At 65.9% G+C, this 20,965-nt stretch carries 22 protein-coding genes; 13 read left to right on the forward strand and 9 right to left on the reverse strand.

Features of this window, described 5'->3' with window-relative positions; genetic code table 11:
- Positions 1-5: 5 nt before the first annotated feature.
- Positions 6-671: a molybdate ABC transporter permease subunit gene (modB, locus tag M2336_RS10390; protein WP_264592970.1), complete on the forward strand. Its 666-nt coding sequence runs from the start codon at positions 6-8 to the stop codon at positions 669-671.
- The gene (locus tag M2336_RS10395; RefSeq protein ID WP_264592971.1) at positions 664-1,386 is read left to right on the forward strand and encodes an ABC transporter ATP-binding protein; all 723 of its coding nucleotides are present in this window, start codon (positions 664-666) and stop codon (positions 1,384-1,386) included. The genes modB and M2336_RS10395 overlap by 8 nt, the downstream gene beginning before the upstream one ends.
- Here M2336_RS10395 and M2336_RS10400 read toward each other — a convergent pair.
- Positions 1,383-1,955 carry a TetR family transcriptional regulator gene (locus M2336_RS10400; protein WP_264592972.1) on the reverse strand — a complete coding sequence of 191 codons (573 nt, stop codon included), beginning with the start codon at positions 1,953-1,955 and terminating at the stop codon, positions 1,383-1,385. The two genes, M2336_RS10395 and M2336_RS10400, sit on opposite strands and share 4 nt — an antisense overlap.
- A gap of 72 nt (positions 1,956-2,027) precedes the next feature.
- On the opposite strand from M2336_RS10400, the gene M2336_RS10405 reads away from it, so the two are divergent.
- Positions 2,028-3,077 (forward strand): aromatic ring-hydroxylating dioxygenase subunit alpha, encoded by a 1,050-nt coding sequence (locus M2336_RS10405; RefSeq protein WP_264592973.1) that lies wholly within the window; start codon positions 2,028-2,030, stop codon positions 3,075-3,077.
- Between the two features lie 11 nt (positions 3,078-3,088).
- Here the strand turns inward: M2336_RS10405 and M2336_RS10410 are convergent, their stop codons facing one another.
- Positions 3,089-3,973: a helix-turn-helix domain-containing protein gene (locus tag M2336_RS10410; RefSeq protein WP_264592974.1), complete on the reverse strand. Its 885-nt coding sequence runs from the start codon at positions 3,971-3,973 to the stop codon at positions 3,089-3,091.
- A 92-nt stretch (positions 3,974-4,065) separates the two neighbouring features.
- On the opposite strand from M2336_RS10410, the gene pobA reads away from it, so the two are divergent.
- Positions 4,066-5,232, forward strand: a complete 1,167-nt coding sequence (pobA, locus tag M2336_RS10415; RefSeq protein ID WP_264592975.1) for a 4-hydroxybenzoate 3-monooxygenase — start codon at positions 4,066-4,068, stop codon at positions 5,230-5,232.
- Positions 5,233-5,388: 156 nt separating this feature from the next.
- The gene (locus M2336_RS10420) at positions 5,389-6,030 is read left to right on the forward strand and encodes an RBBP9/YdeN family alpha/beta hydrolase (protein ID WP_264572466.1); all 642 of its coding nucleotides are present in this window, start codon (positions 5,389-5,391) and stop codon (positions 6,028-6,030) included.
- Between the two features lie 27 nt (positions 6,031-6,057).
- On the opposite strand, the gene M2336_RS10425 is transcribed toward M2336_RS10420, so the two are convergent.
- Both M2336_RS10425 and M2336_RS10430 read right to left on the reverse strand, forming a co-directional pair.
- A complete protein-coding gene (locus tag M2336_RS10425; RefSeq protein ID WP_264572467.1) occupies positions 6,058-6,807 on the reverse strand; it encodes an SDR family NAD(P)-dependent oxidoreductase in 750 nt (249 codons plus the stop codon).
- 96 nt (positions 6,808-6,903) lie between these two features.
- Complete coding sequence (locus M2336_RS10430) at positions 6,904-7,080, reverse strand: hypothetical protein (RefSeq protein WP_264572468.1); 177 nt, start codon at positions 7,078-7,080, stop codon at positions 6,904-6,906.
- Between the two features lie 84 nt (positions 7,081-7,164).
- Between M2336_RS10430 and M2336_RS10435 the strand changes: the two genes are divergently transcribed.
- A complete protein-coding gene (locus tag M2336_RS10435; RefSeq protein ID WP_264572469.1) occupies positions 7,165-8,817 on the forward strand; it encodes an alpha-glucosidase family protein in 1,653 nt (550 codons plus the stop codon).
- 225 nt (positions 8,818-9,042) lie between these two features.
- On the opposite strand, the gene M2336_RS10440 is transcribed toward M2336_RS10435, so the two are convergent.
- Positions 9,043-9,789 (reverse strand): glutathione S-transferase family protein, encoded by a 747-nt coding sequence (locus M2336_RS10440; protein ID WP_264572470.1) that lies wholly within the window; start codon positions 9,787-9,789, stop codon positions 9,043-9,045.
- A gap of 50 nt (positions 9,790-9,839) precedes the next feature.
- On the opposite strand from M2336_RS10440, the gene M2336_RS10445 reads away from it, so the two are divergent.
- Positions 9,840-10,724: an SDR family NAD(P)-dependent oxidoreductase gene (locus tag M2336_RS10445; RefSeq protein ID WP_264572471.1), complete on the forward strand. Its 885-nt coding sequence runs from the start codon at positions 9,840-9,842 to the stop codon at positions 10,722-10,724.
- A gap of 83 nt (positions 10,725-10,807) precedes the next feature.
- Here the strand turns inward: M2336_RS10445 and M2336_RS10450 are convergent, their stop codons facing one another.
- Positions 10,808-11,719, reverse strand: a complete 912-nt coding sequence (locus tag M2336_RS10450) for a TauD/TfdA dioxygenase family protein (RefSeq protein WP_264572472.1) — start codon at positions 11,717-11,719, stop codon at positions 10,808-10,810.
- 427 nt (positions 11,720-12,146) lie between these two features.
- On the opposite strand from M2336_RS10450, the gene M2336_RS10455 reads away from it, so the two are divergent.
- The 5 genes from M2336_RS10455 (at position 12,147) to M2336_RS10475 (ending at position 15,641) form a co-directional block, all read left to right on the forward strand.
- A complete protein-coding gene (locus M2336_RS10455) occupies positions 12,147-13,625 on the forward strand; it encodes an aldehyde dehydrogenase (RefSeq protein ID WP_264572473.1) in 1,479 nt (492 codons plus the stop codon).
- Positions 13,626-13,636: 11 nt separating this feature from the next.
- Positions 13,637-14,518, forward strand: coding sequence for a hypothetical protein (locus M2336_RS10460; RefSeq protein ID WP_264572474.1), 882 nt, complete (start codon positions 13,637-13,639; stop codon positions 14,516-14,518).
- Between the two features lie 32 nt (positions 14,519-14,550).
- A complete protein-coding gene (locus M2336_RS10465) occupies positions 14,551-15,048 on the forward strand; it encodes a DUF3237 domain-containing protein (RefSeq protein WP_181559250.1) in 498 nt (165 codons plus the stop codon).
- A gap of 156 nt (positions 15,049-15,204) precedes the next feature.
- The gene (locus tag M2336_RS10470) at positions 15,205-15,411 is read left to right on the forward strand and encodes a hypothetical protein (RefSeq protein WP_264572475.1); all 207 of its coding nucleotides are present in this window, start codon (positions 15,205-15,207) and stop codon (positions 15,409-15,411) included.
- Complete coding sequence (locus M2336_RS10475) at positions 15,408-15,641, forward strand: hypothetical protein (RefSeq protein ID WP_181559252.1); 234 nt, start codon at positions 15,408-15,410, stop codon at positions 15,639-15,641. Before M2336_RS10470 ends, M2336_RS10475 begins: the two co-directional genes overlap by 4 nt.
- A gap of 18 nt (positions 15,642-15,659) precedes the next feature.
- Here M2336_RS10475 and M2336_RS10480 read toward each other — a convergent pair whose 3' ends face one another.
- The 3 genes from M2336_RS10480 to M2336_RS10490 are packed head-to-tail and all read right to left on the reverse strand — an operon-like array spanning position 15,660 to position 18,759.
- Positions 15,660-16,064 (reverse strand): nuclear transport factor 2 family protein, encoded by a 405-nt coding sequence (locus M2336_RS10480; RefSeq protein ID WP_264572476.1) that lies wholly within the window; start codon positions 16,062-16,064, stop codon positions 15,660-15,662.
- The gene (locus tag M2336_RS10485; RefSeq protein ID WP_264572477.1) at positions 16,061-17,011 is read right to left on the reverse strand and encodes an SDR family oxidoreductase; all 951 of its coding nucleotides are present in this window, start codon (positions 17,009-17,011) and stop codon (positions 16,061-16,063) included. Before M2336_RS10485 ends, M2336_RS10480 begins: the two co-directional genes overlap by 4 nt.
- A gap of 53 nt (positions 17,012-17,064) precedes the next feature.
- Positions 17,065-18,759, reverse strand: a complete 1,695-nt coding sequence (locus tag M2336_RS10490; protein ID WP_264572478.1) for an alkaline phosphatase family protein — start codon at positions 18,757-18,759, stop codon at positions 17,065-17,067.
- A gap of 57 nt (positions 18,760-18,816) precedes the next feature.
- On the opposite strand from M2336_RS10490, the gene M2336_RS10495 reads away from it, so the two are divergent.
- The gene (locus M2336_RS10495; protein ID WP_264572479.1) at positions 18,817-20,964 is read left to right on the forward strand and encodes a protein-disulfide reductase DsbD family protein; all 2,148 of its coding nucleotides are present in this window, start codon (positions 18,817-18,819) and stop codon (positions 20,962-20,964) included.
- Position 20,965 lies beyond the last annotated feature (1 nt).

Consider the following 20,965-nt stretch of genomic DNA (forward strand, 5'->3'; position numbering starts at 1 on the left):
CGGCGATGGACTGGCAAGCGCTCAATCTTTCGCTCCTGCTCGGGGCACTCACCGTCGCGATCCTGCTGCCGCTGGCGCTGGTGCTGGGGCGCTGGCTGGCGCTGGCGCGCTTTCGCGGGCGGGCGGTGATCGAGGCGCTGGTGACGCTGCCACTGGTCCTGCCGCCCACGGTGATCGGCTTTTACCTGCTCTCCGCCATGGGGCCTCAAAGCTGGGCTGGGCGAGCATGGGCGGCGCTGTTCGGCAGTGGGCTGGCCTTCAGCTTCGAGGCGATCCTTGTCGCCTCGGTGTTGGTCAATCTCCCCTTTGCGGTTCAGCCGGTGCAGCGGGCCTTCGAGAGCATCGACGCCGATTTGCGCGATGCCGCGGCGACCTGCGGCCATTCGCTCTGGCACAGCCTGTGGCGGATCGAACTGCCGTTGGCCTGGCCGGGCATCCTCACCGGCGCCGTGTTGACCTTCGCTCATACGCTGGGCGAATTCGGCGTGGTGCTGATGGTCGGCGGATCGATCCCCGGCAAGACGCGCACGCTGGCGCTCTCGCTTTATGATCGCGTGCAGGCGTTCGACATGGCGTCTGCCAATGAGATGGCGCTGCTGCTGATGGCGGTCTCGCTGGTGGCGGTCAGCCTTGTTTTCCTGCTGGGGCAGAGGGGGCGCCGACATGGCTGAGGCGGGCGGTGAGGGCGTGACCCTGCATCTGCGCCATCATGCGCCCATCGCGCTGGCCGTGGAGCTCACTCTGGCGCGTGGACGGACCTTGGCGCTCGTCGGTCCTTCGGGCGCGGGGAAAACCTCCATCTTGCGGGCGATTGCGGGGTTGTTGGCACCCGCCCGCGGGCGGATCAGCGTCAACGGCCAATGCTGGCTGGATACGCACGCCGGCGTGCAGATGCGCGCGCGGGACCGGCATGTCGGCTTCGTGTTCCAATCCTACGCCCTGTTCCCGCACATGAGCGCGCGGCAGAATGTCATGGAGGCGTTGCTGGATATGCCGGCGACGCAGCGGCAGGGGCGGGCGGATGTGCTGCTCGCTCAGGTCCATCTCGAAGGGCTTGAGGACCGGCGTCCTCGTGAACTCTCCGGCGGACAGCAACAGCGTGTCGCGCTGGCGCGGGCGCTCGCGCGCGATCCGCAGGTGCTGCTGCTCGATGAGCCATTCTCCGCCGTGGATCACCCGACCCGCCGGGCGCTGCATCGCCTGCTGGTCGAATTGCGCGCCCGCTCGGACATTCCCATCATTCTCGTGTCCCATGATGTGCGCGATGCCGCCGATGCCGCTGACGAGATTGCGCTGGTGCTGGATGGCCGGATCGTCGAGCAGGGCGATCCGCATAGCCTCATGAGTGATCCGCAGAGCCGCTTGTCGCGCTGGCTTGCCGGCTAAGCCTGGCTGGCTACCTCCGGAAAGCCCGCCACCAGCGCGTCCAGCCCCGGCTCGAAGCTCCCTTCAAAATCCAATATACTATCGAGGAAACTGTGCATCGGCCCGTTCGCTTCGAAGGCCGACCATCCCAGCACGAAGGAGATGACTGCGGCCTGCCGGGCAAGGGCGTGCTGCTGCGGCAGGCCCAGCGCCAGCAGCGGCGCGGCGATGCGGTGCGCATGGACCGCTGGATCGGCCTCCGCCGGCGGGCGAGACACTGCACAGAGCAGCGCGCCATCGCGATGGGCAAGGAAGCTGCGCCGCAGAGCCCGCCCGAACTGCCGCAGCCAGTCGCGCCAATCCTCGGCGTGGGTAACGTCCGCATAAGCCCGGCCATGAATGCGGCGGGCCATCAGCCCCAGCAACTCGGCCTTGTCCTTGACATGCCAATAAATCGCCGGGGCTTGCACATTGAGGCGCGCGGCCAGCTTGCGCATGCTCAGCGCGTCCAGCCCGTCGGCCTCCAACTGGGCAAATGCCGCATGCAGCAAGCGCTCGATATCCAGCGGGACGGAGATGGGGGAAGCCATAGAGGATCATTGACTCCTTAACACCGTTAAGTCAATTTGCGTGCAGTGGATGAAGCTGGAGAGGCGCCTGTCATGGCCTATGTTCGGAATGCCTGGTATGTCGCGGGATGGTCGCATGAACTGGAGGCGGAGAAGCCTTTCGCCATCTCGATCCTCGGCGAGCGGATCGTCATCTGGCGCACCGCATCCGGCGCGCTCCACGCATTGGAAGATCGCTGCGTCCACCGCCTCGCGCCGCTTTCGCTGGGCCGCTGTGAAGGCGAGCGGCTGCGCTGCATGTATCATGGCCTGCTGTTCGATGCAGACGGGCAGGTCGTCGAAATCCCCGGTCAGGCGCAGATCCCGCCGCAGGCCCGCGTGCGCCGCTATGCCGTGGTGGATCGCCATAGCTGGCTGTGGGTCTGGATGGGCGATGCCGACGCGGCCGATGAGCGCCTGATTCCGCCCGCCGTCGGGCTGGACCATTCCGATTACATTCTCGGCCACGGCCACCTCGATTATGCAGCGGAAGCGCGGATCATCAATGACAATCTGCTCGATTTCAGCCATTTGACCTTCGTCCATGCGGAGAGCTTCGGTTCCGGGCCGCAATTTGCCGAGACGCCGGCGCGGATCACGCCCTTGGACCGCGGCATCCGCTATGAGCGCTGGACTGAGAACTCTACCGGCTCGGCCTCGCGCCGCAGCCCCGAGCCGATGGACAGCTTTATGACCTATGATTTCCTCATCCCCGGCATCCTGCTGATGACCGGCGGGGTCTTTCCGCTCGGCACCGCAAAGGCCTGCGACTATGGCCAACCGGACCTGTCTCAGGCGGTAAGCGGCGTCACCTTCACCAGCCAGGCTGTGACGCCGATGCGCGACAAGAGCGCGCGCTATTTCTTCTCCTGGGGGCCGCATCGCAGCCATGGGGACGAGGCGCTGCGCGATGTTCTGATGGCCATGGCCGATCAGGCTTTTGCCGAGGACAAGGTGATGATCGAGGCGCAGCAGCGCGTGATCGACGATACGGAAGAGGTGCAGGTGATGCCCACCGTGCACGATCGCGGCGTCACTCTCTTCAACCGGCTGGTCGAGAAGCTGGCGCGGCAGGAGAGTGGTTCGGCGTTGGAGGCCGCCTGACGCGGTACGCCTCACCCATTCTCGCGCCGTTTCTCCAGGCCCGGCGCCCGTCCGGTCATCCGCTTGTAGAAGCGGGAGAAATAGGACGGGTCGTCAAAGCCCAGTTCCGCCGCCACCTCGTAGCAACCGGCATTGGTGAAGCGCAGCAATCGCCTCGCCTCGAACAGCAGCCGGCGGTTGATGATCTGCAACGGGGTCATGCCGAAGCTGGCCTGTGTCTGGCGCGAGAGCGTGCGGACCGTACAATGCAGCCGCTGCGCATAGTGCTCGATTGGTCGATGCTCGCGATAGGTCGCCTCCACCATCACGCGAAACCGCTCGGCAAGGCTGGACCGCGCGGCATCCGGCGGCGCACCGGCAGCAAGGGTCGTGCGCAGCCAGGCTTCGGCAAGCGCGTGGTGCAGGCGCTGGCCATTGGGCGCGAACCGGTCCTGCTCGGCCTCGACCAGCGCGGCGCCCAGCGCCTCCAGGCGCGCGGTCAGCGTTGCGTCCGGTCGCCGGATGGCCGGCGTCCGGAGATGTTGCCCCAGCGCATCCTGCCGCGTGAGACTGTCCACAAAATCCTGTGAGGCGGTCACGACAAATCCCTCGACATCGGGCGAGAAGCCGAAGCCATGCACAATTCCGTTGGGCGCGCAGACCAGCAAAGGACCGGCCTCCCGCCGATCCTCCCCCGCGAGATGCAGTCGTACCTCGCCCCGCGCCACGAACAGCATCTGGGTGAGCGAAGCATGGGTGTGGGGCGCGATTTCCCAGTCATAGCGCCGGCTGCGCACGGCAATCGTCTCGGCGTGGAAAAAGTCCTCGCGCCGTGACGCCTTGTCCTCGCCATAGAGATCGTAAGCTGGGACGATCGCTTCGCGGGAATGGCGTGGGGGATGGGTGAGGGCAGTCATGTCCGGAAAATACCAGAGCTTGTCGCAACTGTCCCTTCCCAAATGCGCGCGGTCATGCGGATATGCGGCCAAGAGTCTGCGAGGAGGATGGAATGACACAGGTGTGCATCATTGGCGCTGGGCCCGCGGGTCTGCTGCTAGGGCATCTGCTGCGGGCTGAGGGCATCGACTGTATCGTGCTGGAGCGCCAGACGCCCGATTATGTGCTCGGCCGCATCCGTGCCGGCGTGCTGGAGCGCGTCACCGTCGAGCTGATGGAACGCCTTGGCCTTGATGCGCGGCTCAAGGCCGAGGGCCTTGTGCACGATGGCTTCAACCTGGCCGATGGCGAGCGGCTGATTCGCATCGATATCGCCAGGCTCACCGGCGGCCATGTCGTCGTCTATGGCCAGACCGAACTGACCAAGGATCTCATGGATGCCTGTGACGAGCGCGGGCTGGAGGTCGTCTATGGTGCTGCCGATGTCGCCCTGCACGAGATCGAGAGCGACACGCCCTATGTCACCTACAGCAAGGATGGGCGCGAACACCGCGTGGATGCGCGCATCATCGTCGGTTGCGATGGCTATCATGGCCCCAGCCGTCAGGCGATCCCGGCCAGCGCGGGCCAGTCCTATGAGCGGGAATATCCCTTCGGCTGGCTCGGCATCCTCGCCGATGTGCCGCCCTGCAATCACGAGCTGATCTACGCCAATCACGAGCGTGGCTTCGCGCTGGCCTCCATGCGCAGCGAGACGCGCAGCCGCTATTATGTCGACGTGCCGCTGACCGAGAAGATCGAGGACTGGCCGGATGAGCGCGTGTGGGACGAACTGGCGATCCGCCTCGGGCCGGATGCCGCCGCGCACATCACCCGTGGCCCGGCGCTGGAGAAGTCCATCGCGCCGTTGCGCTCCTTCGTCTTCGCCCCGATGCGCCATGGCAGCCTGCTGCTCTGCGGCGACAGCGCCCATATCGTGCCGCCCACCGGCGCCAAGGGCCTCAACCTTGCCGCTAGCGACGTGCATTATGCTGCCGCGGCGCTCACCGCCTTCTTCAAGCGGGGCGATGCCGATGCCGTCGTCGGCTATTCGGACAAGGCCCTGGCCCGCGTCTGGAAGGCCGAGCGGTTCAGCTGGTCGCTGACGCGCCTCATGCACCGCTTCCCCGAAGACGGCCCCTTCGAGCGCGCCATGCAGGTTGCCGAACTGGACTATATCGCCGGCAGCGTCGCCGCGCAGACCAGCATCGCCGAGAATTATGTGGGGCTGCCGGTTTAATCGGTAACGGCATCGTTCATGGGGGAACCACGTGGCCGCATCAGCGCACGCTCCACCGCAATCATATTGTCAACTTAAACGTTAGACATTATACCGCGAGACGATCGGGACGTAGACCGAGCCGACTGATCTGCCCTGAGAACAGGAGTTTTGATCATGGATCATGTCACATCCACATTGTCGACCCCGCTGGTCCTCACCGTGCCGGGATTGGACGGCAGCGGCCCCGCCCATTGGCAGAGCATTTGGGAGCGTGAGAGCGACGATTGCGTCCGTGCCGACCTCGGCAATTGGGCGCGGCCCAACCGCACGCATTGGGTGAGCAAGCTCAATCTGGCGATCCGCAGCGCGGGCCGGCCGGTCATTCTGGCGGCGCACAGTCTGGGGTGCCACGCCGTCGCTGCCTGGGCTGCGATGGAGCGGCCGGACTTTGGCTATCCGGTTGTGGGCGCGCTGCTCGTTGCGCCGCCCGAGCTGGATCTGGCGCCGCTGGATGAGCGGCTGGAGCCGTTCGCTCCGGCCTCGCGCGCTCCATTGCCTTTCCCCTCGATTTTGGTGGCGAGCCGCGACGATCCATACATCCAATACCACCGGGCAAGGCGTCTCGCCCAGTTCTGGGGCAGCCGTTTTGCCGATGCCGGCGCAGTCGGCCATATCAACGCGGCGTCTGGCCTCGGCAGCTGGGGATTTGGGCGCTTCCTCCTGGCCCGGCTCCACGGGGCAGGGCGCAAAGATAGGCACGGAACCGCCGCTTCGGTCTGGCCGATGGAAAGCGCGAGCGTTGACCTGTCGGCCTGATCCTGCTCGAAGGCCCAACTCCTGAGGCTAAAGCTCCACGCAGCCGCCATCTACATAAAGGTCGATGCCGGTGATGAAGCTGGCTTCGTCCGAGGCGAGGAACAGCACCGGGCGCGCAATTTCCTCCGGCGTGCCCATGCGCTTCATCGGGATGGCGTCGGTCATCATCGCGCGCATGCCCGCCACGGCCTCGGGTGGCAGGCCGGACCGGTTGATGATCGGCGTTTCGGTGGGGCCCGGGCTGACCATGTTGACGCGAATGCCCCGCCCGATCAGCTCAGCAGCGAGCGTACGCGCGACCGCGCGCAGCCCTGCCTTCGCCGCCGCATACATGGCGTTGCCGGGCACTGCTGCAACCGACCCGATCGAGCCGGTGATGACGATGGCGCCGCCCGGTGTCTGCCCCATCAGTGGCAGGGCCTTCTGAACGGCAAAGAAGCAACCGCGCAGATTGACGTTGTGCACCTCGTCCCACTGCGCCGGCGTCACCTCTTCCACGGGAGCGAAGGCACCGATTCCGGCATTCACGAACAATATGTCGATCCGCCCATGCGCCGCGCGGATGGCATCAATCACGGCATCATTGCTGTCGATCTGCGCGATATCCGCCTGGAAGCCCTGCGCGCCGAGAATCGCCGCCACGGTCTCATCGATGGTCGCCTGCGACCGCCCAGTGAGGAACACATGCGCACCCTCGGCAGCAAATCCTTGCGCGGCGGCACGCCCGATCCCGCTGTTGCCGCCAATGACGAGCACAACCTTGTCCTGAAACCGCATCGCTCTCTCCCGTTGATTTTGTCCGGAGCCTAAACGGATGAGGGCGAAAGGCAAATGACGGATTTGAGGCTATCCCTTAGCGAGCACTGACCGCCTTCATTCGACGACCTTCAGCACCCGCATCCCCTTCGTCCGGCTGGTGAGGTGATATTGGCGGCAGAGGGCGCAGCGATAGGGGCGGAGCGTAATCGCTGCGCGGAGCGCCACCGCGCGGGCGTCCGCTTCGGTCGCATAGCGCTGCTTTTTCGCGCAAATCCCGGCTCTTGTTCGCATTCGTCTCTCGTTCCGGGTGGCTTGCAGGCTGATGGCTACCCGACGCAATTGCCAGCGCCCAACTTCCCATGCAGTTTGGCGCGGATGAGCGAGAATCACCAGCCTGCCGCCACCAGCCTTCCCGTCAGCCAGCGCGCGCCCAACACGCTGCCCTGGTGGCAGGGCGCGACGATCTACCAGATCTATCCCCGCAGCTTCGCCGATTCCAATGATGACGGCGTCGGTGATCTACCGGGGATCACCGCGCGTCTGGATCATGTCGCCAGCCTGGGCGTGGACGCGATCTGGCTCTCGCCCTTCTTCACCTCGCCGATGCGGGACTTCGGGTATGACGTCGCCGATTATTGCGATGTCGACCCGATCTTCGGCACGCTCGCCGATTTTGACGCCCTGCTGGCCCGCGCCCATGAACTGGGACTGCGGGTGATCATCGATCAGGTCTTTGCTCATACCTCCGATCGGCACCCCTGGTTCCAGGCCAGCCGATCCGATCGGCAGGGCGACCATGCCGGGTGGTACGTCTGGGCTGATCCCAAGCCGGACGGTGCGCCGCCATCGAACTGGCAGAGCGTGTTCGGCGGCCCTGCCTGGACCTGGGATGCGCGGCGACGGCAATATTATTTCCACAACTTCCTGCGCGAGCAGCCGCAGCTCAACGGGCATCATCCGCAAGTGCAGCAGGCCTTGCTCGACGTTTCGCGCTTCTGGCTGGACCGCGGCGTCGATGGCTTCCGGCTCGATGCGCTCAACTTCCTGATGCACGATCCGCGCCTGCGCCCCAATCCGCCGCACCCGAACCAGGCCGGGCAGCGCACGCGGCCGTTCGACTATCAGCAGCGGCGCTACAATCAGGGGCACCGCCATATTCCGCGCTTCATCGAGCGGGTGCGCGCGCTGATTGACAGCTATGATGACCGGTTCACGGTCGCCGAGATCGGTGGGGACGAGGCCCTGCGCGAGATGAAGCTCTACACCAGCGGCGAGAACCGGCTGAACACCAGCTACGGCTTCGATTTTCTCTATGCCGACGCGCTAACCCCGCGCGTGGTGGCGGATGCGATCGGCCAGTGGCCGGACCGTGCCGGCATGGGCTGGCCGAGTTGGGCATTCGAGAACCATGATGCGCCCCGCGCCGTCACCCGCTGGCTACCGGACGAAGCAGGCGCCGAGACGCGGGCGCGGTTCGCGGCGATGAAGCTGCTGCTGCTCACTTGCCTGCGCGGCAATATCTTCCTCTATCAGGGCGAGGAACTGGGGCTGACGCAGGTGGATGTGCCGTTCGAGGATTTGCAGGATCCCGAGGCCATCGCCAACTGGCCGCTGACCCTCAGCCGCGACGGCGCTCGAACGCCGATGCCGTGGAAGGGTGACGCGCCTCATGCCGGCTTTTCGAGCGGGAAACCGTGGCTGCCGGTGGGGGCTGACCATCCGGCCCTGGCTGTCGACAAGCAGGAGGCAGAGCAGGGATCGTTGCTCCATCTCACCCGCGCGCTGTTCGCCTTCCGCAAGGGGCAGCCCGCTTTGCGTTGGGGCGCCATCCGCTTTCTGCAGGTCGATGAGCAGGTGCTGCTGTTCGAGCGGCGCTTTGGCGAGCAGCGCCGGCTTTGCCTGTTCAATCTGGGGGCTGAGCCTGCGCCTTGGCCCAAGCGGCTCGGTCGGGCGGCGCCATTGATGCAGGTCGGCGGCGCAGGACAGGGCGATCTGCCGGGCTATTCGGGCTGCGTTCTGGAGCCCTGATAAGGCGCGGGCGCTTCGTTCTGGTTTGGGAGAGATCGCTTGTCCGTCAGCCGGGGCAATCCGGTATCGCTGCAGCACGAAAACGGCCGGGAAGGCCGGGCTGACGGACAAGGCCAGCGCTCTCATGCATGAATAAGCTTAACCGGAGCCTAACGGGAACTCTGGCGACCCAAAAATGTACGAAAAGGGGTATTAATCCGCAGAGATGGGGTGGCGACGCGGCTTTCACGCCTTGCCGGAGACCATGCCGGTGTGATCGGGCATCGCCAGCGCAGCAGCGACGCCCGGCCGGGCCTTCATCCGCGCCATCCAGGCCATGGCCAATGGGGTGCGGGTCTCGTTCCATAGCTCCGGATAGCTGCGCGGCATGGAGACGGCCATGGCGAAGACGGCAATGTCCGCCAGCGTGAACATGCCGCCGACCAGCCAGTCATGGCCCGCGAGCGCGCCTTCCACCCGGTCGGTCACGTCCTCCAGATTGGCGCGCCAGCCCTCAAGCTCCCGCTCGGAGAAGCCGCCCTTGGCCGCCAGCTCCCATTTATCCCGCTTTTCCTTGAGCGGGATGCGCTTGAGTCGCGCCTCGAACTCGCCCTCGGGCAGCGCCTTGGCCATGCCGGGGATCACCCGATGCCAGGCGAGGAAGGAGAGGGACGGGCGGAACACCTCATCGACATATTTGGTCCAGATGCGCATCTGCCCCTGCAGATAGGGATCGGCCGGCTTGAGCGGCGGGCCGTCGAAAGCGTCGTCGATATATTCGTTGATGACCGTCGATTCCGTCAGCACCCGGCCGTCGTGCACCAGCGTCGGCACCTGTCCGGCTGGGTTGATCGCGACATAGGCCGGCGCATGCTGCTCGAACTTCATCAGGTTGATGTAATGGCTGGTGAAGGGCACGCCTTTCTCATGAATGGCCTGCAAGACCTTCAGGCTGTTGGACGCCGGCTCGCCATGATAGAGGTCCACGGTCATTGGTTGTAAATCCCCATAATAAGAGTGGTAGCCACGAGGCGAGGAGAGGCATGAAGACAGTAGCAGGCACGATGGCCTTCATCAGCGGCGGTGCGAGCGGCATCGGCCTTGGCATGGCGCGCGCGCTGGCGGCGCAGGGCGCCAGGATCGCGGTGTGCGATGTGCGCGCCGATCATCTGGCGCAGGCGGCGCAGGTCGCGGCGGACGAGGGCTGGGCGGATCGCTTCCGCGCGCTCCAACTCGATGTGCGCGACCGGGACGCCTTTGCCGCCGCGCTGGACGAGGCCGAGGCCGCGCTCGGGCCGCTGCAGATTCTTGTCAACAATGCCGGCATCGGCATCCAGGGCCCGGTCGATGAAGCGACCTATGCGGATTGGGACTGGGCCATCGGCGTCAATCTGATGGGCGTGGTCAACGGCCTCGTTTCGGGTCTGCCGCGCATCAAGGCGCATGGGCTGGGCGGGCATGTCGTCAACACCGCCTCGCAGGGCGCCATCATGCAGGCGCGCGCCACGCGCGGCGTCTATGCGCCAACCAAGGCGGCGGTCATTTCCATGACCGAGCATCTCAAGCTGGAGCTGGATGCCAAGGGCAGCAGCATGGGGGGCAGCAGCATGGGAGGCGGCGCGATCGGCGCCACGGTGGTGTGCCCCGGCCCGGTGCGCACCAATATCGAGGAGACCGAGCAGCACCGCCCGGCGGAGTTTCAGGTGGATACACCCTTCCGCCACCGGGACGAGACACCGCCACCCGGCGCCTTGCCGCCGACGGCGCCGGGTTTCTGGCTCGACCCGCTGACCGTTGGGGAGATGACCGTGGACGCGATCCTCACCGGCAAGCTCTATGTCATCACCCACCCGGCCTTCATCGGCTCGGTGAAGGCCCGTCATGCGGGCATCGAGGCGGCGATGGCGGAGGATTATCTGCCGCGCTGAACCTCCGGCGCGCGCCGAGGCGCCAAGCCGGCTGTTACCAGGCATGACGCCAGTCAGTGCGCGGTTGAGGTCCAGACCGGCGCTCAGTGCGCCGCCTCGGCCTGACGCCGGCGGAACTCGTAGGTGTCGCCTTCCTCGCCGCTCTCATTGAGCGTCGCGCGGCGCATGTCGCGGCGATACTGGTCGGTTTCCAGCGGCGTCGCGGCGTGCAGGGCATAGCGATTGTCCCAGATCACGATGTCGCCGACCGTCCACTGATGGCGGTGGATATATTTGGGCTGGGTCACATGGGCGTACAGCTCTTCCACGAAGGCGTGGCCCTCATCGTCGCTCATGCCGACCACGCCCACGCAATGCCCGCCGACGAACAGTGCCTTGCGCCCGAGCGGCGCCTCACGCACCAGCGGATGATGCACCGGTGGCATCGGCATCGCGGCCTTCATTTCCTCGGTGACCTCAAGCCCGGCATATTGGCGGCCGCGCCAGAAATCGTGGATGCCGGTCATGCCATCCACCTTGTCCTTCATCGCCTGCGGCAGATCGTCATAGGCCGCGCGCAGATCGAGGAACAGCGTGTCGCCGCCGACCTCCGAAGGAGGACACTCAACGCCGCGCAGCATCGACCATTTGGAGGGCAGGGGGTTGAACGAGCTGTCCGCATGAAAGCGCTCGGCGCCCTTGGCGATGTTCGCATTGGCCGGGGTCAGCGGCTTGATATTGCCATCAGGATCGAGATTGCCGGCCGAGAACAGCTCCGGCGCGATCCGGCCCGCCGGGCGCTTGCCATAATTGGGGGGATATTCCAGCGGCCCGAACAGCCGGGCGAAGCGGATATGCTCCTCATCCGTGATCGGTCCCTGCCGCACAACGCAGACGATGTGCTTGTCCATCGCATCCTGCACCGCCTGGCGCAGATCCTCGGTCGGCTCGGCCTTGAGGTCCGCCCCGACGATCTCGCCGAAGAACAGGGGATGAAGCTGATTGACGGTGATCATGGGCGTCCTCTCTCGTCTTTCCCGCCTGTGCTTGCTTGAGTCTGCGGCGGTTATCGGCGCGGAGTGTGAGCCGGTTACAGGAGCGAGTCAATATGGTTGAATTTTGCAATCATTGGGGTGCTTGGCATTTGCGAGCGATGCGCAAAAAGACTGCCCACGATAGTCGCGAGCGGCCGTCAGAAATTCGTCCGCGCTGGGTTTGACAATCCAATACTGCAGGCGGGGACGCCGAGTTGCCATCGGGCGAAGATTCCTGTTAGACAAAGTCAACATTATCACAACGGTCCCACCGCTTTCCCCTTGCACCCACGCCCGCAATCCTTAGCATCCGCGCCATCGAATCCGGTGGCGTGCAGGTCGCCAGAATCCGGGCAGTCCGCTCCCCAGAAGGCGGCGGCGCCGGGCTATGAATTGAAGGAGAGAGAGCGTGGCAGGACATAATCCCGAAGGCGTGTTCGTGAAGGAGCCGGGCAAGGTCTGGATCAACGGGCAATGGCGCGCGCCCAATAGCGGGCGGTTCATCGAGCTGGTTTCGCCGAACACCGAGCAGGTCGTCGGCGCCGTGGCGGAAGCCGATGAGGCGGACATGGACGCTGCCGTTGCCGCCGCCCGCGCTGCCTTCGACCACGGTCCGTGGCCGCGCATGAGCGTTGCTGAGCGCAACGAGATCATGAAGAAGATCACCGCGCATCTGCAGAGCCGCGCGAGCGAGTTGGCCAAGGCCTGGACCGCGCAGATGGGTGGCCTCGCGAGCTTCGCGCCCGGCATGGTCGCCGGCGCAACCATGCAGTTCGACCAGACCCGCGAGGTGGGTGCCAACTTCCAGTATGTCCAGCAGCGCGAGACGCAGGCCGCAGCCGCCGCCTATCTCGTCTATGAGCCGGTCGGCGTGGTCGCATCCATCGCGCCGTGGAACGGGCCTTATGGCATCATGGCCTCCAAGGTCGCCAATGCGCTCATCACGGGCTGCACGGTCGTCATGAAGCCCTCGCCGGAGACGCCGCTGGAGGCCTATATCATTGCCGAGGCGTGCGAGGCGGCGGGCGTGCCGGCGGGCGTCGTCAATCTCGTCTGCGGTCATCGCGAGGCGAGCGATCACCTCGTCTGCAATCCCGGCGTGGACAAGGTGAGCTTCACCGGCTCCACCGTGGCCGGCAAGCGCATCGCGAGCGTGTGTGGCGAGCGGATCGCGCGCTGCACGCTGGAGCTTGGCGGTAAGTCCGCTGCCATCGTGCGCGACGATTTCTCCGCCGAGGAGACCGCCAAGCTGATGACGCAGACGATCAGCCTGCTCTCCGGGCAGGTCTGCGCGATGCTCAGCCGGCTGATCGTCCCACGCGGCCGGCAGGACGAGATTGCCGATGCCATTGCGGCGGAAATGCAGAAGGTGAAGATCGGCTATTCGGACGATCCGACGACGCAGCTCGGCCCGCTCGCGATGAAGCGCCAGCTCGAGCGCGTGGAAAGCTACATTGAGGAAGGCAAGAAGACGGCCGATCTGGTGACCGGTGGCAACCGCCCCAAGCATCTCAACCAGGGCTATTTCATCGAGCCAACGCTGTTCAAGAATGTCGATAACAAGTCGAAGATCGCCCAGGAGGAAATCTTCGGCCCGGTCCTCAGCATCATCCCGGTGGATAATGAGGAGGAGGCCATCGCCGTCGCCAATGACAGCAATTACGGCCTCTCGGGCTCAGTGCTGACCAAGGATGCGCAGGCCGCCTTCGACGTCGCCCGGCGCATCCGCACCGGCGGCATCGGCCAGAACGGGTTGAAGGTCGATTGGGGCCTGCCTTTCGGTGGCTATAAGCAGTCCGGCATCGGCCGGGAGGGCGGCGTGGACGGGCTGATGGCCTATCTGGAGATCAAGGCCATGTACATGGACGCGCCGGTCAACGCGGCGTGAGCCAAAAGGGGATGAGCCACGCGGCGCTATATGATGCGCTGGAGGCCTATCTCGCGGCGCTGGGGCGTAAAGACCCCGGCGCCGTGAACTGGGCGCCCGATCCGTTCATCACCGAGAACAATGTCCGCCTCCAACCGGACGATGGCTTGTGGGGCACCATCGAGCGGCTCGGCGACTATCGCCTGATGTTTGCCGACGAACAGACGCGACAGGTCGGCTTTTTCGGTACGGCGGTGGAGCCGCTGGATGAGAGCGCATACACCGTCCGCCTCGGGCTGGACGAGGCGGGCCGGGTAGCGGAGGCCGAGACCATCGTGGTGCGGCAGGTGGACAGCTCGCCGGTGTTCGAGAACCAGCGATTTGACGACAAGCCGATCCTCAACGCCACCGTTGAGGCGCCCGTCTCCCGCGCAGAAATGATCGCCTTGTCAGATGGTTATTTCGAGACCTTGCAATTGAATGACGGGACGATCCGCACCAAATTCCACCCTGATTGCAACCGGGTCGAGAACGGCGTGCAGACCACCAACAACCCTGAGTTCGCCAAGCTGGTGCCTGTCGCCGGCCTGCCGTGCGAGGCGCAGTTCCGCACCGGCAATTACCGCTATGACGATCGCCTGCGCGGCCGCCGCTTTCCGCTGGTGGACGAGGAGCGGGGGCTGGTGCTGGCTTATGGCTTCATCGATCATTGCGGGCGGCTGGATCATTACACGCTGACCGACGGCACGCAGGTCCGCTCGCACATCCGCCGGCCGCATAGCTATTATCTCGCCGAGTTGTTCAAGATCGATCACGGCATGATCTGCCAGATCGAAGCGAATTTCATCACTGTGCCCTATCATATGCCCAGCCCGTGGGATGCCCGCCCAGAGGTGGGCGCCCGCGCCGCCTGATCACCCGCCGCTTGATCGTCCAAGGAGCCCCCATGTCCTTCTCGACCCTCGACCAGCCCGTGCTTGAGTTCGCCTTCGAGTGCCGCCTCATGTTCACGCGGGTCTTCGGCGTTCCCAATGTCCACAATGGCGGTTTCCGCTCGGCGGTGCTCGTGGATGAAGGGCATTTCGAGGGGCCGCGGCTGCGCGGGCGGGCCGTGCCCAATTCCGGCGGCGATTACGCCCATTTCCGCGATGACGATACCGCCGTGTTCGATGCCCGCTATCTGCTCGAAACCGACGATGGCGAGATCATCTACATGCAGAACAAGGGCTATCTCTGGGGGCGCAAGCCGGACTCCATGGCCAGGCTGCGGGCCTGGGCCTTCGAGGGCGGCGAGCCGGTCGCGCATGAGGATTATTATCTGCGCGCGCAGCCGACCTTCGAGACGAGCAAGGGCAAATATGACTGGATGACCCGCCATGTCTTCGTGGGCGTGGGCGAGCGCAAGCCGGACGGCAATCTGGTGCGCTATTATGCGCTGACCTGATCCGTGCGCGGTGCGCCGGGCTGTTGCCGGGGCGATTGCGTGCGACAGATGACATATTAGCTGCTAGGGCGGCGCGATTAGCGCGAACCCTGCTCGCAAGCTGTCGCGATAACTGAGAGACCGTCGTGCTCCCGCTTGCCGTGTCGGGAGACGCTCATGGAAGATTTCAATCGCCTTTTGCACGATCAGCAGCGCGCGCTGATCGACGCCCAGTTCGCCGGCTGCAGCCAGCGCCATCATGCCGCGCGGGAAGCCGCATGCTCTGTGTCCGCCCGCATTAAGGCGCACCCCTATCCCTACCGTCTGCGCTCGGCCACGGCCATGCGCGCGGTGTTCGCGCAGCAGGGGAGCCTCGCCGCATGAGCCGCGTCGTCATCCTCGCCGCCCCGGAGGCGGATGTGCTGGCTTATTGTGCCAAGGCTGGTATCGGTCTTTCTGTGGTCGAGCCACTGCCGAGCGGCCAGACCCGCGCGGTTCTCAACAATGTCATCGATGCCGACAAGGTGCGCAAGGGCATGAAGGCGATGGTCGTCAGCGGCCCGGTCGCGCGCTCGCCGCTCTATGTGAGCCGCACGCAGTCGCCCTATCGCTAAAGCAGCTCGCCGCGCCGGTCAGCCGGGCGGCGGCGCCAGCGCGCAGGCGACGTCCACAATCAGCCCGTCGCGCAGGGTGTAGAAGATGAACTGCCGCATCTCCTGCACCTCGCCGGCCTTGATCGGGAACAACCCGCCCGCGCCATTGGCATCGAGCGTCGCCCGGTCGAGGTCGCGATAGGCCTCGATGCGCACGATGGCGTCGACGGCCGTCAGGGTGTCGCTCGACGCGAAGTTGAGCACCCGCACGCTCTCGTGAACATGGGCGTGGAGAAAGCTGTAGAAGCGCTTCATGTCCTCGCGGGATTGCAGCGCGACGCCGAAGAAGCGCATGTCCATCGGCTCTGCGTAAAAATCGCAGACCGCATCATAATCCTTGGCGTTGAACGCCGCGAGATACCGCTCGTAATCGGCGCGGTTCATGCCGGTTGCGCCGCCGTGGCGCCGCGGCCGGCCTCGACCAGCATCGCGCGATTTTCCTCGATCATCTGGCGGACGGAGCGTGCCGGGCGGCCGGTCAACGCCTGCACGTCATCGGTGCGCAATTCCAGATATCCTTCGCGGATCGCGCGGCCGAAGGTCACCATATCGTCGCTGTTCCAGGGAATGCCGCTCACATATTGGTCGTCCACCGGGCGCCGCGGAATCCCCATGCTGTCGAAGATGGCATATTGCTGCGCGTCGTCGACGGGAATGTGCTCCACCGGGCAGCCCGTGATCTGCGTGATGAGCGCGGCAACCTCGCCAAAGTTCTGCAGTTCCGGCCCGGTGATGTTGTAGATCTTGTTCTCATGGCCGGGCGTCGTCATTGCGGCCACGGCACAGTCCACGCAATCGTCGCGCCAAACCATGGCTTCGCGCCCCTCGCCGGCATTGCTGAACCATTTGCCTGTGGCGAGCACATTCGGCCCGGCCATCAGGATCATGGCGTCGGCATAATGCGCGTCGCGCAGCGCCGTCCAGGCCATGCCGGAGGCGCGCATCGCCTGTTCCGTCTCGATATGGTCGTGGCGCACTTCCGCCGGGTTGTTCGGGTCATCGATGCCGATGAAGCTGGTGTAGAGAATGTGGCGGACGCCGGCGGTCGCTGCCGCATCGATCGCCGCCTTGTGCTGGACGACGCGGGCCCCGACCCGCGTGCCGGAGATGAGCAGCATTTTTTCCGCGCCCTGCACGGCGGCGGCCAGCGTTTCGGGCTTGTCATAATCGCCATAGCGTACGTCGCAGCCCTGTGCGGTGCGGTCCGCCAGTTTGTCCGGCGAGCGGCTGATGAGGATGAGCTGGTCTGCCAGCCCTTTCCCGATCAGCCGGTCCGTGGCGGCCCGGCCATATTGGCCTGAGGCACCGGTAATGACGATCTTGCCTGACATGCGTGTAGCCTCTCCTTATCCGGTCCTGCTTGTTGCGACCGATTCAGGCCAGTCTAGCGATCCTGCGGGGCGGGGCAACGGGTCGCCGGGCCGGGATCGAGATCGAGGCAGCGGCCATCGATCCGGTCGGCCGGCACGGTGACGCCGATCTGCGCCGCGAGGGTCGGGAGGATATCCACCGTCTCCACCGCTTGCGGCTGCTCCATGTGCATCAGGCCCTTGCGCCAGAACAGCATCGGCACCCGGCGATCATAGCCCCACGGGCTGCCGTGCGTCGAAACATAGCCGGGCGCGGGCGTGGCGATGGGCATGATCCTCGGCTTGAGCAGAAGGACGAGATCGCCCGAGCGCTCCGGATCGTAGCTGGCCTTGGCGATCGTCGCGAGTGACCAGCTTTCCGGCGATCCGGTGGGGGCCGGCGCGGCCTCGATATCCTTACGGGTGAAGACGGCCTCGACTTGTCGGTGAGCGGCGTAGAAGGCCTTGGCCTCGGCAATGACGCGCGTACGCTGGGCGGCGGTCAGGGCGGCATTCACATAGATGTCGCCAAAGGGATTGGTGCCGAGCAGCAACGGACCCTGCGGCACGGTGATGCCGGTGCGCGCGCTGATCGCCGCACTCACCGCGCTCGGGTACAGGGCGGGGTCCGCGCGCTCTGCGTCGGTAACGGCCTGTTCGCGCAGCCGCTCGGGAATGTCCGGCCCGCCATGGTCGGCGGTGAGCATCACCATATAATCGAGGCCGGTCGCGTCCAGCCGATCCAGGAAGCTGGCGAGGGCATCGTCCAGCGCAAACATCTGGATGCACATTTCCGCGCCGCGATTGCCGTAGCTATGGCCGATATAGTCGGTGGCCGAGAGGCCGACGATCAGCAGGTCGGTGGTGTCGCCGCGCCCGAGCTGCTGCGCCTCCAATTGCTTGACGGCGAGCGCCAGCACGGCGGCATCGGCCTCGGGCGAGGTGCGGAAGGCGCGGGCATCGCCGCCGGCGCGGGCGAAATGTCCGTCACCGACGCTGAGCGTGTCCGTCAGGCGGACGGCGCGGTCATTGGCCTTGCAGAATGCGGGGACGTCCATCGCCGGGCGGGGCTGGTCGAAGGTCTTGCGCACGCCGGCATTCACCTGCTCGATCAAAGGGGTGAGCGGCGTCCCCCGATAGCTGGTGAAGCCATTGCCGCCCCACCACCAGATCTGATCGACCACCGGCCCGCCCATCATGATCGCCGAGCGATCCTTGCCGGAGACGGACACCACCTTGGCCGCCGGATTCTGCGCCTTCATATAGCCCCCGAGCGTTGGCACGCGGAGCATCTTAACGGACGGCGCATAATCCCGCGAGCTCGTGCCCGGTACGTCGGGGTCTTCGGCGCAGTAGACGGTCTTGTCGGCACGGGCGATCTTCTGGTCGATCCAGTCATTGCCGATGATGCCGGTGCGCGCGGGGCGGCTGCCGGTCAGGATCGTCGAATGACCGGGGCACGTCTCCGTGGCGGCGTGCCCCTGATAGCCATTGGGGAAGACAATGCCCTGCTGCAAGCGGGCCAGGCCGCCGGTGAAGGCGCTGCGATAGGCGCCGAACAGGTCCGTGGAAAACTGATCGACGGAGATGACCACCAGCAGCTTGGGCGGGCTCTGCGGCGCCTCAGCTGCGGGCGCAGCGGGCGCGGCTGGAGTCTGCGCGGGCTGGGCCAGCGCCGGGCCACTCAGGGCCAGCGTTGCGGCAAGGCACAGGCAAGCAGGGAAACGCATAGATTCTCCTTGGGGTCGGGGCGGCGCGCGCTTACAGAACGGCCAATGATCCGTTTCATGGCTTTTCCTGTGCGCCGGCTCAATGGCGTTTTGATGACGCTATGGGTTCTTCTGGCAGCATTGCTGGTTGGCCCAGCCGCTTTTGCGCAATCTGCGGCCCCAGCCGATGGCGGTGCGTTCGGGCAGCGCGGGGCACCGAATATCACCGCGAGCCTTATCGCCGAGACGGACCGCCCGGCGGCCGGGAGCACCGTCACGCTCGCTATCGTGATGAAACCCAAAGCCGGCTGGCATGGCTATTGGGGCAATCCGGGCGATGCCGGGCAGGGGATGCAGGTCGCCTGGGATTTGCCGGCGGGCAGTGGCCTCAAGATAGGCGATTTCCGCTATCCCGTGCCGGACCGGCTGCTGATCGCCGGGCTGATGAACCATGTCTACGAGCATGACTATGCGGTGCTGGTCGATCTTGTGGTGCCCGCGGGCCTGTCGGCTGGCACCGTCTTGCCGGTGCGCGGCACGGCGCGCTGGCTCGCCTGCACGGATGCGATTTGCGTGCCGGAGCAGGGCGAGATCGCGACCACGCTGACCATTGGCGATGGTGCTACGACGGCAGCCTCCCGCAAGATCTTCGATGGATTTCGCGCGGCTCTCCCCCGTCCGCTCGATCAGCCCGCCCGCTATGCGATAGCCGGCGGGACGCTGAGCATCGCGGTGCCCTATCCGCAGGCGGCGCCGTTGGGCGCGCCATGGTTCTTTGCGACCACGCCGGATGTCGTGCGCTACGCGCAACCGCAGACCGTACGTCGGGCAAGTGACTGGCTGGTGATGGAGGTGGGGCTGGCCGAGGACGCGTCCGTGCCCGGCACGGTCGAGGGCGTGCTGGCAGTTTCGCCGGGCGTCGCGCTGGCGATCAGGGCCACGCCCGGTGCTGTGCCCGAGGGTGGTGAGCGGCTGACGGTGGCGCCGGATGGCGCCACAACGGCCGAGCCAGCCGCGCAGACCGGGCTTGGCGCGGTCCTGCTGATCCTCGGCGGCGCCTTTCTGGGCGGACTGATCCTCAATGTCATGCCGTGCGTCTTCCCGATTCTCAGCCTCAAGGCGATCAGCCTGGCCAAGGCGGGCGGGGATGAGCGGCAGGCCAGGCGCGATGCGCTGGCTTACACCGCCGGCATTCTCGTCACCTGCCTCGCGCTCGGGGCGCTGATGCTGTCGATCCGGGCCGGCGGTACGCAGGTCGGCTGGGCCTTCCAGTTGCAGGACCCGCGCGTGATCGCGGTGCTGCTGATGCTGATGGTGGCGATCACGCTCAATCTTCTCGGCGGGTTCGAGATCGCATCGCTTTCGGTCGGGCAGGGGCGGGCCGGGCAAGGCGGGCAGGTGGGCGCATTCTGGACCGGCGCGCTGGCCGCCTTCGTGGCGACGCCCTGCACCGGGCCGTTCATGGGCGCGGCCATGGGCGCCGCGCTGGTGCTGCCCTGGCCGCTGGCTCTGGCGGTGTTCGCAGGCCTCGGCCTCGGGCTGGCCTCGCCGTTCATCGCCATTGCCTGGGTTCCGGCACTGCGCCGACTGATGCCGCGCCCGGGCGCGTGGATGACGCGCTTTCGGCGAATCATGGCGGTGCCGATGGGGCTGACGGCGCTGGCGCTGCTCTGGCTGCTCTCGCGGCAGCTTGGTGCCGGTGGCGTGGTGCTGGGCGTGTTGCTGGCGGGCGGCGTGATCCTGGCCCTGCTGCTGCTGGGGCGTCGCCAGCGCGCCGGCGGTGGCGTCAACTGGGCCTTGGCTGGGCTGGTCGCCATACTGTTGAGCGGCGCTGCAATCGCCGCGCCTGCGCTGGTGCGCGGGGATCGTCCCGTAGCGGGCGAAGGGCTGGTGGGCGAGCCGTTCAGCGAGGCCCGGCTGGCCGCGCTGCGGGCGCAGAACAAGCCGGTTTTCCTCTATTTCACAGCCGACTGGTGCCTGACCTGCAAGGTCAATGAGGCCAATGCCATCGATACGCAGGCGGTGCGCGAGGCCTTCGAGGCGGGCGGGGTTGCGCCTATGGTCGGCGATTGGACCAATGCTGATCCCGCGATCAGCCGCTTCCTCGAAGCGCATGGCCGCTCGGGCGTACCTCTGTACCTCTTCTATGCACCCGGCGCTGCGACGCCGCAGGTTCTCCCGCAAGTGCTGACATCCGGCACGCTCACCGCTTTGGCGAAACGTTGAG

Source organism: Sphingobium sp. B1D7B, from assembly GCF_025961965.1.
Classification (GTDB): Bacteria; Pseudomonadota; Alphaproteobacteria; order Sphingomonadales; family Sphingomonadaceae; genus Sphingobium.